Raw genomic sequence first — 12,644 nt, forward strand, 5'->3', positions numbered from 1 at the left:
AATATGACGAGAGAATTGAATGACACGTTTATTAATGGCTGACGACCATCATCTTGTCAGGGACGGTCTTAAACGTATTTTCGACTGCTTTGACGATGTGGAAATCGTGGCGGAGGCAACGAGCGGCGAGGAAGTCCTGGCTGCGGTAAAACAGCAAAAATTCGATCTCGTCTTGCTGGACGTGAACCTGCCGGGACTCCACGGCGCCGACCTGGTCACCCAGGTTTCAGAGCAATCGCAGCTTCCTATCCTGATGTTGAGCATGTTCAACGATTTGCAGGTGGTTAAGCGCATGCTGCGGGCAGGCGCCAGCGGCTATATCACCAAGGATTCCTCGCCCGATGAACTCATCGATGCGGTCAGGAAAGTCGCCGCCGGCGGCAAATATCTGGCGCGCGATCTTGCCGAGAAAATTGCCTTCGAGGCCAGTACTCCCGCAAACTCCGACCCTCACGAAGCCCTGACTGAGCGAGAAATGACCATCCTGAGCATGCTGGCAAAGGGTGTGAAAATGAAGGAAATCGCTGCCGACCTCGGCATCAGCAACAAAACCGTGAGCGCCCACAAAGCTCGTATCATGCAGAAAATGCAGATCGGCAACGATGCCAAGCTCATGCAATATGCGGTGACGCACGGTCTGGTCTAACCTGTTTCGATATTAATGTGGGCGGTGAATTTCTCGATATCATCTAGCTTGGCCGCGTCAACCTTAAAGCCTTGTGCGACGGCTCTCTTGCTTTTGGCATCCATGGGCGCCCAGGCCGATATCACCGGCCTCTGGCAAGAATATGACGATGATACGGGCAAGGTCGATGCACTCATCCGCATCAGCAGGAAAGCAGACAATACCTATGAGGGTGCGATCGAAAAGGTGGTCGAACAACCAGGTATCCCAAGCGAAACCGAATGTTCCCACTGTACCGGTGAACTCCATAATCACCCGATGCTCGGCCTGCGCATTCTCTGGGGCATGAAACGCCACGACAAGCTGCATTACGAAGACGGGGAGATTCTCGACCCGGACGACGGCAAAATTTATCATTGCAGCATCCGACTCTCTGAAGACGGAAAAACACTGCAGGTGACGGGCTTCATCAACTTCAGTTGGATCGGCCAATCCGAAATCTGGCGTCGCAGCGAATAAGGCTCGCCTTAAATACTGATGCAGCAAACCCCGCCCTCAGGTAAAATCACGCCCCGCAACGATGCTAAGCAATTGATTCAAGTCGATTGATCTTATGTCATCGATCTTTGCAATGCCCCGGTAGCTCAGTGGATAGAGCAACCCCCTCCTAAGGGGTAGGTCGGACGTTCGATTCGTCTTCGGGGCGCCACATGCACGGTTAGCTAGCGACCTTAGGCTCTGGTAGTGACTGGCTATAGCGGACGTTCAAGTAGGCCAATTCTTAAGCGCTTGGTGAACAACTGCCAATAACTCTTCTTTAGTTGCGTCACCCGTTGCTTGCACGGACATTCCCTGATGAACCGTAGCGACATACTTGGCTAAATCAGCAGTGTTAACGCTTTTATGCAAGTCATTTTGTGACTTTGCTAAGTCGAAACGTTCTTTGAGTGCTGTTTCATATCCTCGCCTATAGGCAATCAATGCCTGCTTTACCTGATCCGCATCTGCGCCGGAAAACAGAGAACCGATCGCAATCATGCATCCTCTGGGAGTGTTTTCGTCGGCTAGGAACTCAGCTGATTTGGTTAAGAATGCCTCCACTACTTGCCTTGCTGTTGGCTCACGCATTGCTGCTGCGACATAAGCCGTAGGCCCAACCATATATTTTTCCAGAGCCTTGCAAAACAGCTCCTCCTTGTTCCCATACGCTGCGTAAATGCTTGGGCGGTTGATACCCATGGCCTCTGTAAGTTCAGCCATGGATGCGCCTTCATATCCTCTCGACCAGAACACCATCAGCGCCTTTTGAAGGGCTTCATCATAGTTAAAGGCGCTTGGTCGTCCGCGTGGTTTTTTCGGTTCTGAAATATTCATGAGCTTATTGCTTGAGATAATAAATATTATTTTACCATACGGTAAATAAATGTTGACTTCGCTTTTTCCTGAACATATTATTTACCGTACGGTACATAATTAATTTCACCACATTGTGGAATCCACTTAATCATCAGGAGAACAGCCATGGAATCACAATCGAGTAAGGTTTTAGAGATTCAAATCGATGCAAGCAGGAATATTCGTTACCTGAAAGCCGGGAGCGGGGTTCCGCTTGTTCTGATTCACACGATTCGAACGCAACTTGAATAATTCGAAGAGGTGATTCCACAATTGGCGAAACACTTCACGGTATACGCGATAGATTTGCCCGGGCATGGGCATTCATCTATCGATATCACAGCAAACTACGATGAGCCTTATTTCCGCAGTGCCGTAGTGTCGTTTATTGAAAAGCTTGATCTAAAGAACATCACCCTTGTGGGCGAATCAATCGGTGCAGTACTGGCGTTGACGGTTGCCAGTCAACTGCCCGAACGGATCAAGAAGGTCATTTCATCCAATACTTATGACTACGATCAGCGCTATGGTGATGGCGTGCGGCGCGGTAATTTTCTTGCGAACTTTGTGATTGGACAATTTGCGATTCCTTACATCGGGGCGGTGGTTGCGGGCCTGGAAAACAAACTATTCCTGGGCATCATCATGAAGGGGGGATTGAAAAATAAACACTGGATGCCCGGAAAATTGTTGTCAGAGTTTGACCGTGTTGGACGACGTAAAGGTTATCGTCATGTGGAGCGTAGTACTTTTGCTGGTTGGGAATCGTGGAGCAAGGCAAGGACGCTTTATTCAAAAGTGAAAGCGCCTGTCACATTGATCTATGGCCAAAATGACTGGTCAACAGTCGCTGAAAGGGAGCGCACGGCAAGAGCACTGGGTGGCGTAGAAATCACAACGCTAGAAAACACGGGGCACTTTTCGTTTGTGGACAATGCGCGAAAATTGACTGAAATTGTATTGACGAACTAATGGCTAGGCTAAATCCATGGTTATGAAGTTTCCGAAACGGTATCGAGGGATTCTGTTTGCATTGGTGATGTCCTGTTGCACGGCGCTGCTAGTGTCCGGCGTCATCATCTACCTTCATGCAGAATCCATCACGATTTTCCTGCATGCTTGGGTTAAGGGCTTCATCACTGCGTGGCCGATTGTCTTTATTGCAATACTGACGATTGCGCCCCTTGTGAACAGGTTCCTTGACAGGTTTTTTGATGATGCGTGACTGAAAAAACTGTCGGCATTCCGCTTCGGGTTTACCAACTGACGGATAGCTAAGCACGCTTTCGGCCATGATACAGATGAGAATGATCGATATCGTTATGATTGAAGCGGCCCTATGCGGATAGCGCTCGTTCCTCCGTAAAGCTGTTGGAGGTGTTGGGAAATGGTGATGCATAACATGACGGCGAGTGTCACGAACACCATGCTGAGGTTGCGCAGCTCGCCTTGATAGCAGAACGCAATGAATAGCGGGATATTGATGCCAACCGCTATCAGGCCATGCCTTTTGAATGGATTAGGCAAATGTTCCCAGGCATTGCTTACTACAAAACCAAGAATAATCAGGTAAATAAGATTGAGCCCCTGTGGGGTGATTGCGCCGTAATTCACTTCGAAATGTAGATAGGAGGTTGGGTTGAGGAGCCACTTCAGATGCGTGGGAAGTTGCTCCACGGCCATACTTCCCGGATTTTCCGCGTAATAAAACTTGACCAGCAGATTGACCACCCCTCCCACGGTAAGCAAGCCGGTTTCGATGGCCAGCGTTTTACGAGTGGAAAACTTTTCCCTAAGAAAAGGGTAAAGCGTAAGGACGAAGAAAAAGAACGATTCCTTGTTGAATGTCGCAAGGGCGGTAATCCCTGCGAGCAAGAGAATACGACCGCGAACCGCGGCCAAGACCGCCAAAGCCATGAAGAGCAGCTCTACCATGTCGTACATGTAGCCGCTTTGCGTGGTGAGCAGTGGGAAGATGATTGCCATGAGGAATGCTGCCAGCGTTGCGGCGGTTGTATCGGGATATATCTCCTGGCATACGGCCTCAAGCGTCAGTATCCCGAAAAAATAAGACGCAAAGCACAGCACGAAAAGCACGTAATACCTGAAAGCGTAAGTTGGGTTTACGCTATCCTTGGCGTTGGAAAAATAGCGATGGATGAAATTGTGTTTTCCGGGGTCGGCGGATAGCCAACCGGAAAAGCGACGATTAATGCGGTTGGGTACAACCTTGTTGATCAAGTTGGCAGTCGTCGGCAGCAACCGGCGATAGACATAAGGCCGCTTGGCTGTCCCGTCCAGCATTTCAGTTACCGAGCAGCCTGATTTTCCATCCCGAAATGCCCATTTCTCGAAGAATCCCCCAAAAGAAATCGCGGCAATCAGGTAACAGATGAAATACAAGGTTATTTTCGGCCCGAGCACATGCAGTAGTTTCTGCAACGGGATGAACACCTTGCTGCGGAAAGGCAAGCGGTATTTCATTTGTGCTCCCAATGGCCATGAGCCTAAGCCTGAATTGTTTCAGGGCCAGAACAGGGTTAGCCCGAGGGAGCCGAGGATCGTGGAGACGATGAAGGTCAGCGCGCTGCGCATGCCTGTATGTCGCTAATGGAACATTAAATTACAAGCGATGTATGTTTAGTAGCGAACAAATCTACAGCTGAATCAATGGGACTGATTCGTAGCCGGACGTTGGGGAAAGACCAGGATGCAGGCAATGATGAAGGCGAGTAGTGCAGCCGTTGCAGAATAGCGGCTTAGTTCCAGTCCACCGGAAGCTACCGGCTTATCCAAGAAATCGCCGACGACAGCACCCAACGGCCGGGTAAGAATGAACGCTCCCCAGAACAGCAGGGTGCGTGAGAGCCTGGTCCAGAAATAAGCGGCAGCAAGAATGCCGAGTAATCCACCGAAAAGTAATGCTGCGCCATCGTAGCCGAATCCGGCCGAGTCGGCAGTCCAGTCCCCCAATGCCGTTCCCAACGTTTGGGAGAACATGATTGTGAGCCAGTAGAAGGCTTCAGCCTTGGGCGTCGTGATACTTTCGACCGCGATCGAACCCATTGATCGATACCAGACAAATAGCGATGCAAGCAGCAGCGCCAATAATAGCGTCGACCCGCCGGCATAGCCGATGCCCAGTGACCGATCTGCGAAATCCGCCAGCGTGGTGCCTACCGTTGTCGTGGCAATGATGGTGGTCCAGTAAACGTAGGGGTGGAATTGCCGTGACTTGATTTGCACGAATACTGCGATGAGGAATAACCCGAAGAAAATTGCAGTGCTGAGCAGATACCCCAGGTTCATCGACATGGAAACCGCGTCGCCTCCGGTTTCGCCCAGCGTCGTGGCCGCAATCTTGATAAGCCAGAACACTAGGTTGACTGCCGGAACCTTGCTCAAGCTGGACTTGATTGGATCGTTCAACTTTTACTCCTTCGAACATAGGGCACGGCTGTCCAGCCCGAGGCGGATAATCGATACCGCCTCCAACCCTCAACCGTTTTTGCCGATGCGCTGCCCTTTGATGGAACGGTCTTCGAACGCCTTGAGCCACATGTACGTCATGTAGCCAATGATGATCATGGCGATAATGAAGCTGCCATAGGCGAGAGGCCAGGGAATGGCGTGCGTCATCATCGAGAATTCAGACATGCCGCCGATGCCGGCGAGCACGTTAACCGGCATAAACACCACGCTGATGATGGTCAACCGTTTCAAGTCGATGTTCTGGTTAACGTTCAGGAAGCCGACCGTCGCATCCATCTGGAAGTTGATCTTGTTGAACAGGAAGTTGGTGTGGCCGTCCAGCGATTCGATGTCGCGCAGAATCTCGCGTGTCTCGTTGTGCTGGTCGTTCGATAGCAACTTGCTGCGCATGAGAAAGGAGAGAGCATTGCGGGTATCCAGCACGTTGCGGCGGATGCGGCCGTTGACGTCTTCTTCTTCCGAAATCGTGGTCAGGATCTTGGCGGCCTGCGCGTTGGTCATATGCGAGCGGAATACCTGGCGGCCGACTTCTTCCAGTCGGGCGTACACGTCTTCCAGCGCATTGGCAGAATATTCCACGTCGGCAGCATACAGGTCGAGCAGCACGTCCTTGGCTTCCGTCACATAGCCGGCTTGAGCGCGGGCGCGCAGGCGCTGCAAGCGGAACACCGGGAGTTCTTCCGAGCGTACCGAGAACAGCGTGTTGCCCTTGAGAATGAAAGCCACTGCGACGTTGCGCGATTCGTCCTCGCGGTCCAGCAGGAAGTCCGAATGCAGGTGGACTTCCTCGTTGTCTTCCACGTAAAAACGCGCGCTGGTTTCGAGGTCGGTTAAATCCTTGGGGTTGGGCAGCTTGACGCCGAACATCTCCTCCGCCCAGGCGAGTTCCTCTTCTTCCGGCGTCACCAGGTCGACCCAGATGGGCTTGACGCTGCTCATGTCCTGGTGATGGTAGATGGGAATCTGACGCAAGCGGCCTTCGTGCAGGTCGAACACGCGCACCATCATGCTTTGCTCCTGCGGCTTGGGTTCGGAAACTAACTCGACGCGTACGTCGTCAGACACTTCGAGCAGGATTTCGTCTTTTCTGACATCGTGCACCAGGGCCCAGACCGTCTTACGGTCTTCTTCCGATAGGTCTTCCAGGATGCGAGCGATGACACTGGTCGGCAGGCGACCGATCAAGCGTTGCAGTTCGGCCAGGTTTTGCTTGTGGACCAAGGACTCCACCAGATCGTGGCGCGGCATGTCCTGCCGATGCACAAGTTCCTCCACCAACTTCTGCTTGGACAACAGATTTTGGACGGCAATAAAATGTTCCTGGAGGTTTTCCTGCTCTGCCATTGGATGTCCTTGAATTGCGTCTGGCCGAAATAGGGGCTAATGATACTATGGAGCACATACTTCAAGGCTTGTCCTGGTGTATTTTTCCTTTAAAGATGCGGTTCAATGTGGTTGTCACAATTGGCGCCTAGACTCGGGAGGTACCGAGCGGCAGACAAGGAGTGAAAATGGCGAATCGATATTGCTACTACTGCGGGATGATGCATGCGGAAGAAATGATGCGGGTCATCACTGTGCGCAACGGACGTCGCTGGCGCTGCATACGCAGCATCGAGGCGGCGAAGAAGTCGGTGAAAGAGCGAGACGCGTTCGGCCGCGAGGTCAGTGCCTTCAATGAGGAAATGTCGGCCACCGTCAAGAATCGGCGTGCCTGCTTCGACTAACCTATGGCTGGACCAGCGAAATTAAAAATTTTTGCTGTTTAAAATTGCCGTAACAATCGTTGCCTATCATTCCTGTCACATACAGAAAAGATAAACGACAGAGGATGACAATCATGGCAATCGAGACTTGTGAAATCAAGCAACTGCAACCCGGCGCAACCTATATGTTCGCCGTCAAGAAAGAGCAGGCGGACCGTGCGGCCGTGCGGCTGGATGCAAAGCTGCGGAAGTATCTGGGTTCTTATACCGTCGGCGGCGTGTCTTTCCTGGACGTCAAGAGCACCGACGGCTGGCGGCATCTAATTGCCGCTGAAACCGTCGCCCATGTGCTTCCGCATTAAACGGGCGAAAGGTTTAGCTTAAACCGCCTTTTTGGCGCGTGGCTTCTTCGCAGGCTTGGCCGCTTCAGGAGTTTTTCCGGCAGATTGTTCTTCCGGCTTTCTGTCTTCGCTCTTGGCGATGTCTTCTTTCTTGTCGTGCTTTTGCTTGATCTCGGCAAAACGTTCGCGCCACTCTCGCAGCATTTCGTCTTCCAGTTCAAGCTGAATGGCGAGCGCTTCTACGACATTGACCTTTTCCTTCTCCTGCTTCTTGCGCAGCTTGCTGCCCATGCGCGAAAACAGGCGCTCGGTTTCCTCTTCTGAGAGTTGACGAGCTTTCTCCAGGTAAACCTCGCTTGGAGACTTGATTTTCATTGCGTTCCCCCTGCAGTAAGTATCGAATGAGCCCGGACTATACCTCAGGGTTCAACACACGTGTGTTGCACTATTATGACAACGGCATGACGCGATAAAACGACTTGCAACCGGGGCTGTGCAAGCTCCTTGTTATTCATGCCAAACTCAAATAATGCGCTTTGTTACTCGACTTCTTCCTTGATTTTCTGCATGGTCCCCGCCGCGCCTTGCGACGCAAGCTGATCCACCTTGGCAGCCATGATGAAGTCGTTTTCGTGCAGGCCGTTGATCTTATGCGTCTGGAACACCACCTTACAGTAACCCCAGCCGAAGGTGATATCGGCGTGGTGGCCTTCGGCTTCGCATAGCTCGCCGACCTGGCGCGCCAGCCCCATTGCATCCATGAAATTGCGGGTGCGGAAGGTACGTTTGACCTTGGTGGTGTTGTCGAGGAGTTCCCAATCGGGAACATTGCTGCGGAAATGTTCCGCTTCCTGCGGCGTCAGTGGCGGAATGCCGCCCTGGCAGGGTGTGCATGTTTTGGAGGTAAGGCCTAGATCGTCCATGTCGTTCTCCCGTGATCGTTTCGTGTCCAACTCCCGTTGGACAGGATGAATCTTAACGCGTTCTATACGGAGGGCGTGCGGGATTTCCGGCGGTCCGGCACGTTTTGCGCGCGCTGGGAAAAACTGCGGCGATCCGACGGAGCGAAGCGCATCATCATGCTGCCTTCGTTCCCGACGAGTGTGGCGCGCAAGTCCCGTCGCACCTGGGTTTCTTCTTCCACGCTGCCCAGCAGTTCGAGGCATGTGATGCGGTAGACACCCATGGGAAGTGGGGTGTTGCACAGCTCGGCGCAGCGCTTGAGCGCACTTTCGGCTTGGCCGAGGTCGCCTTCGGCATAGTGGCATTGCCCCTGGGCGAACTGGTGGAAGGGCGAGGGATACAGCAGCGGCGACCGTGCTTTTTCGAGAAAATGCCGCGCCTCCTCGGGCATCTGGGCCGAGGATAGGTTAAGCGAAAGCAGCAGGGCGGCGCTTGAATTACCCGGATCATAAGTCAGCGCTTCATGGGCTTCGCGTACCGCGTCCAGCATATGGCGATGCCCGAGGCGGATCATCTCGGGCACCCCGCGGGAAAAGGCGTGATGCCGGTTCAGTGCGATGGCGGTACGCTTGTGCTGCAAGGCGCGTTCGAGCAGGCTGCGTGCCTCGCCCCAGGCTAGGCACCATTGGAACAGCAGCGTTCTCGACAGCAGGGCGTGCGCGGCGGCATAGCTGGGATCGCACTCCACCGCTTGCTGAAACTGGCCGCGTGCATCGTCCAGGGCAACCAGGGCTCGGCGCCAGCCGGAAATGTCGGCCGTACGCCTATGCTCGACTTCAGTCCCAGGATGGGAGCCGCTCTGTATCAGGCCTGACGGCGCAAGCTTCTGCCGGATAGATGCGATGACGCATTCAACGATCTCGCTTTGCAGCTTCAATACATCACCGAGATCGCGCTCGAAGCGCTCTCCGCACAAGGTACGGCCGGATTCGGTTTCCACCAATTGCACGATGATGGCGACTCGTCGCCCTACGGCCTGGATACTGCCTTCAATCAAGTAACGCACCCCCAGACGTTCGCCGAGTTCTGTTGCGCCGGCTTCAGTTGCTGCCGCAGCAGCCGAGCTTTTGCGTGAAAGCACGTGCAACCCGGGCAAACGCGATAATTCGGCAATGAGATTCTCGGCTAGGCCGTAAGTCAGCGCATCCAGCCCCGGTGTATTGCCGTGGCAGGCGAACGGCAGCACGGCGAACGAGAGCGGCGGCTTGGGTTTAGGCTGTGCTTGAAGCGGCGAGGCGGGAGTGGATGGGGTCTCTGGATGGGGACGTAGTCCGATTTGGAGATGATAGCCGCCCTTAGGCAACTCGATCACGACGGGGTCGCTCCAGCCTTCGCCGACGTAGTATTCACGCAATTTGTTGCGCAGTCGGGCGGCCTCTACGCGTACGATGGGTTCCATGTTCGGGTCGAACCCCGCCCCACGGTCGAAAACCTCGACGCCGATGGTATAGCCTTTGAGTGGCTGCGCCTCGGGCGCGAGCGCATGGTTCACGAGGTAGCTCAGCAAACGCTGCTGACGCGGCGAGTGTTCGAACACTGCGCTCGACAATATTTTCTTGAGACAACCTTCCACGATCTCGCGATCGGATGGTTTCCATTCAGGCATGGCAGTCTCCTGGGGAAGTCGGAGGCTTCATAAGACATTCATCACAACTGCCTTACCCCCTTGCTCCGGGCGTTCCCATTGGTTTCTTGGTTTTAGATAACGTTGTTAGATACCGTAAGAAACTACTTTTCCGGCTCACTATAGAACAAAAATACCCTCCGTAAATACCGCTTATGCGTTTTGCATGGATTTTTTTAAAATCAGGGGGTTATATGCACAAAGCTGTTGCTGAATCGATTGCCGGCCTGCTTGATGCCATTCCTTACCAAGTCGAATTGTGGGACGCGCCTGTGATCGATCATCTGATCCAGAATCCGATACTCCGCAGTCAGTTCGACGAGGCGGGCCAAGACCTCAAGTGGAACATCTACCGCACCATCAAGTATTCCTGTTTCTCCTGACGTCCCCGGATACGGACAACCTGTTTCCCGACCATACGCAGGCTGTCCGCTTTTTCGTGCCGCTTCCCGAAATTCCTCTCGGAACCATACAGGACCGTTTCAGTCCAAAAAGACGTAAGCAACGATTTTGAAAGCATTGAATCGTTGAGGAGGGTTCCATGCTACGTGTGAGCAGACTTGCGGATTATGCGACGGTGGTGATGGCGTTTTTGGCGCAATCGCCCGGCGGGAGCCGCACAGCCCCCGATATCGCCGCAGCCACCGGTCTGGAAATTCCCACCGTCAGCAAGATCCTCAAACGTTTGGTGCGGACAGGTTTGCTGCAATCCCAGCGCGGCCCCAAAGGAGGTTATCAGCTGGCTCAGCAGCCTGAGGCGATCTCTCTCGCTGTCATCATCGAAGCGATGGACGACCAGCCCATGGGATTGACCCGTTGCAGCCAGTTTCTCGGCCTCTGCGCAAACGAGTCGTCTTGTTCTGTCCGCACCAACTGGCAACGGATCAGTCGCGAGATTTACCGACAACTTTCGGCCGTCACCCTGGCCGACCTCGTCGAGGATATGTCGGCATCGCGCCAGAATCCGGTCGTGACCTTTGTATCCGGTCAAAGTAGCAGAGAGGGTGAGCGCTTAGGGAGGTAAAAGTCCATGGACGCAGCCAACCGGCAACTCGATGAATTGATCAGCCGCGATTACCAGCACGGTTTTTATACCGAGTTGGAGAGCGATACTGTGCCGCTCGGGCTCAACGAGGACATCATCAGGCTGATCTCGGCCAAGAAGCACGAGCCGGAATTCATGCTCGAATGGCGCTTGCAAGCCTACCGCCATTGGCTCACCCTGAGCGAGCCGCATTGGGCTCATATCCACTACCAGCCCATCGACTACCAGGACATTGCCTACTATTCCGCGCCTAAGTCCGGCAAGGACGGTCCGCAGAGCCTGGCCGAAGTCGACCCCGAGTTACTGCGCACCTACGAAAAACTGGGCATTCCGCTCAAGGAGCAGGAAATGCTCGCCGGGGTGGCGGTAGATGCCGTATTCGACAGCGTCTCCGTTGCGACCACGTTCAAAGACAAACTGGCCGACTTGGGCATCATCTTCTGCCCGTTTTCGGAGGCGGTGCAGAAATATCCGGATTTGGTCCGTACCTACCTCGGCACCGTGGTCCCTTTCACCGACAACTTCTACGCCTGCCTGAATTCGGCCGTCTTCAGCGACGGTTCGTTCTGCTACATCCCGCCCGGCGTACGCTGCCCGATGGAGCTCTCGACCTATTTCCGCATCAACGCCAAGAACACCGGACAGTTCGAGCGCACGCTGATCATCGCCGACAAGGATGCGTACGTCAGCTACCTGGAAGGCTGCACCGCACCCATGCGCGACGAACACCAACTGCACGCCGCGGTGGTGGAGTTGATCGCTCTGGAAGACGCGCAGATCAAGTATTCCACGGTGCAAAACTGGTATCCCGGCGACAAGGAAGGACGCGGCGGTATCTACAACTTCGTCACCAAGCGCGGAGATTGCCGGGGTGCACGGTCGCATATTTCGTGGACGCAGGTAGAAACCGGCTCGGCCATCACCTGGAAATACCCCAGCGTGATCCTGCGCGGCGACGAGTCGTTCGGCGAGTTCTATTCGGTGGCGCTGACCAACCATCACCAGCAGGCGGATACCGGGACCAAGATGATCCACGTCGGCCGCAATACGCGCAGTACGGTGATTTCCAAGGGCATCTCGGCGGGGTTGGGGCAGAACGCCTACCGTGGTCTGATCAAGGTCCTGGCCTCGGCCGACGGGGCGCGCAACTATACCCAGTGCGACTCGCTGCTGCTGGGCCATCGCTGCGGCGCGCACACCTTCCCCTACATCGAAGTGAAGAACCCTGACGCGCAGGTGGAGCACGAGGCTTCGACCTCGCGTATCGGCGAGGATCAATTGTTCTACTGCACCCAGCGCGGCATCTCGCCGGAAGACGCGGTGTCGATGATCGTGAGTGGTTTCTGCAAGGCCGTGTTCAAGGAACTGCCGATGGAATTCGCCGTGGAAGCGCAAAAGCTCCTGGGCGTGAGCCTGGAGGGTGGCACCGGGTAAGGTCAATCGAAGGAGAACA

The 12,644-nt window shown here is 54.2% G+C and carries 16 protein-coding genes and 1 tRNA gene; 10 read left to right on the forward strand and 7 right to left on the reverse strand.

Going from position 1 to position 12,644, the window contains the following annotated elements:
* The first annotated feature begins 19 nt into the window (after positions 1 to 19).
* The 3 genes from NMK_RS01015 (at position 20) to NMK_RS01025 (ending at position 1,334) form a co-directional block, all read left to right on the forward strand.
* Entirely contained in the window at positions 20 to 646 is a 627-nt protein-coding gene (locus NMK_RS01015) for a response regulator (protein WP_109013892.1), read from the forward strand.
* An 87-nt stretch (positions 647 to 733) separates the two neighbouring features.
* Positions 734 to 1,144, forward strand: coding sequence for a DUF2147 domain-containing protein (locus tag NMK_RS01020; protein ID WP_181376128.1), 411 nt, complete (start codon positions 734 to 736; stop codon positions 1,142 to 1,144).
* 114 nt (positions 1,145 to 1,258) lie between these two features.
* Positions 1,259 to 1,334 (forward strand) — tRNA-Arg (locus NMK_RS01025).
* Positions 1,335 to 1,390: 56 nt separating this feature from the next.
* Here NMK_RS01025 and NMK_RS01030 read toward each other — a convergent pair.
* Entirely contained in the window at positions 1,391 to 1,999 is a 609-nt protein-coding gene (locus tag NMK_RS01030) for a TetR/AcrR family transcriptional regulator (protein WP_109013894.1), read from the reverse strand.
* A gap of 282 nt (positions 2,000 to 2,281) precedes the next feature.
* Between NMK_RS01030 and NMK_RS01035 the strand changes: the two genes are divergently transcribed.
* The gene (locus tag NMK_RS01035) at positions 2,282 to 2,992 is read left to right on the forward strand and encodes an alpha/beta fold hydrolase (protein ID WP_227871291.1); all 711 of its coding nucleotides are present in this window, start codon (positions 2,282 to 2,284) and stop codon (positions 2,990 to 2,992) included.
* A gap of 67 nt (positions 2,993 to 3,059) precedes the next feature.
* The gene (locus tag NMK_RS01040; RefSeq protein ID WP_227871301.1) at positions 3,060 to 3,245 is read left to right on the forward strand and encodes a DUF2798 domain-containing protein; all 186 of its coding nucleotides are present in this window, start codon (positions 3,060 to 3,062) and stop codon (positions 3,243 to 3,245) included.
* A 95-nt stretch (positions 3,246 to 3,340) separates the two neighbouring features.
* Here NMK_RS01040 and NMK_RS01045 read toward each other — a convergent pair whose 3' ends face one another.
* The 3 genes from NMK_RS01045 to NMK_RS01055 all read right to left on the reverse strand — a co-directional run bounded on the left by NMK_RS01045 (position 3,341) and on the right by NMK_RS01055 (position 6,856).
* Positions 3,341 to 4,504, reverse strand: a complete 1,164-nt coding sequence (locus NMK_RS01045; RefSeq protein ID WP_109013896.1) for a hypothetical protein — start codon at positions 4,502 to 4,504, stop codon at positions 3,341 to 3,343.
* A 183-nt stretch (positions 4,505 to 4,687) separates the two neighbouring features.
* A complete protein-coding gene (locus tag NMK_RS01050; protein ID WP_109013897.1) occupies positions 4,688 to 5,449 on the reverse strand; it encodes a COG4705 family protein in 762 nt (253 codons plus the stop codon).
* Between the two features lie 69 nt (positions 5,450 to 5,518).
* Positions 5,519 to 6,856 carry a CorA family divalent cation transporter gene (locus NMK_RS01055; RefSeq protein WP_109013898.1) on the reverse strand — a complete coding sequence of 446 codons (1,338 nt, stop codon included), beginning with the start codon at positions 6,854 to 6,856 and terminating at the stop codon, positions 5,519 to 5,521.
* 167 nt (positions 6,857 to 7,023) lie between these two features.
* Between NMK_RS01055 and NMK_RS01060 the strand changes: the two genes are divergently transcribed.
* Together NMK_RS01060 and NMK_RS01065 are read left to right on the forward strand one after the other, a co-directional pair.
* Positions 7,024 to 7,239, forward strand: a complete 216-nt coding sequence (locus NMK_RS01060) for a hypothetical protein (protein ID WP_146187111.1) — start codon at positions 7,024 to 7,026, stop codon at positions 7,237 to 7,239.
* 113 nt (positions 7,240 to 7,352) lie between these two features.
* The gene (locus tag NMK_RS01065) at positions 7,353 to 7,580 is read left to right on the forward strand and encodes a hypothetical protein (protein WP_109013900.1); all 228 of its coding nucleotides are present in this window, start codon (positions 7,353 to 7,355) and stop codon (positions 7,578 to 7,580) included.
* 18 nt (positions 7,581 to 7,598) lie between these two features.
* On the opposite strand, the gene NMK_RS18665 is transcribed toward NMK_RS01065, so the two are convergent.
* From NMK_RS18665 to NMK_RS01080, 3 genes are all read right to left on the reverse strand, one after another.
* The gene (locus NMK_RS18665) at positions 7,599 to 7,934 is read right to left on the reverse strand and encodes a hypothetical protein (RefSeq protein WP_227871292.1); all 336 of its coding nucleotides are present in this window, start codon (positions 7,932 to 7,934) and stop codon (positions 7,599 to 7,601) included.
* A 164-nt stretch (positions 7,935 to 8,098) separates the two neighbouring features.
* Positions 8,099 to 8,482: a 4a-hydroxytetrahydrobiopterin dehydratase gene (locus tag NMK_RS01075; RefSeq protein ID WP_109013901.1), complete on the reverse strand. Its 384-nt coding sequence runs from the start codon at positions 8,480 to 8,482 to the stop codon at positions 8,099 to 8,101.
* 62 nt (positions 8,483 to 8,544) lie between these two features.
* Complete coding sequence (locus tag NMK_RS01080) at positions 8,545 to 10,128, reverse strand: hypothetical protein (RefSeq protein ID WP_109013902.1); 1,584 nt, start codon at positions 10,126 to 10,128, stop codon at positions 8,545 to 8,547.
* Between the two features lie 212 nt (positions 10,129 to 10,340).
* On the opposite strand from NMK_RS01080, the gene NMK_RS01085 reads away from it, so the two are divergent.
* The 3 genes from NMK_RS01085 (at position 10,341) to sufB (ending at position 12,625) form a co-directional block, all read left to right on the forward strand.
* Complete coding sequence (locus tag NMK_RS01085) at positions 10,341 to 10,529, forward strand: hypothetical protein (protein WP_109013903.1); 189 nt, start codon at positions 10,341 to 10,343, stop codon at positions 10,527 to 10,529.
* A 158-nt stretch (positions 10,530 to 10,687) separates the two neighbouring features.
* Entirely contained in the window at positions 10,688 to 11,170 is a 483-nt protein-coding gene (locus NMK_RS01090) for an SUF system Fe-S cluster assembly regulator (RefSeq protein ID WP_109013904.1), read from the forward strand.
* A gap of 6 nt (positions 11,171 to 11,176) precedes the next feature.
* Positions 11,177 to 12,625, forward strand: a complete 1,449-nt coding sequence (sufB, locus tag NMK_RS01095; protein ID WP_109013905.1) for a Fe-S cluster assembly protein SufB — start codon at positions 11,177 to 11,179, stop codon at positions 12,623 to 12,625.
* Positions 12,626 to 12,644 lie beyond the last annotated feature (19 nt).

It is taken from the genome of Novimethylophilus kurashikiensis (assembly GCF_003112435.1).
GTDB lineage: Bacteria > Pseudomonadota > Gammaproteobacteria > Burkholderiales > Methylophilaceae > Novimethylophilus > Novimethylophilus kurashikiensis.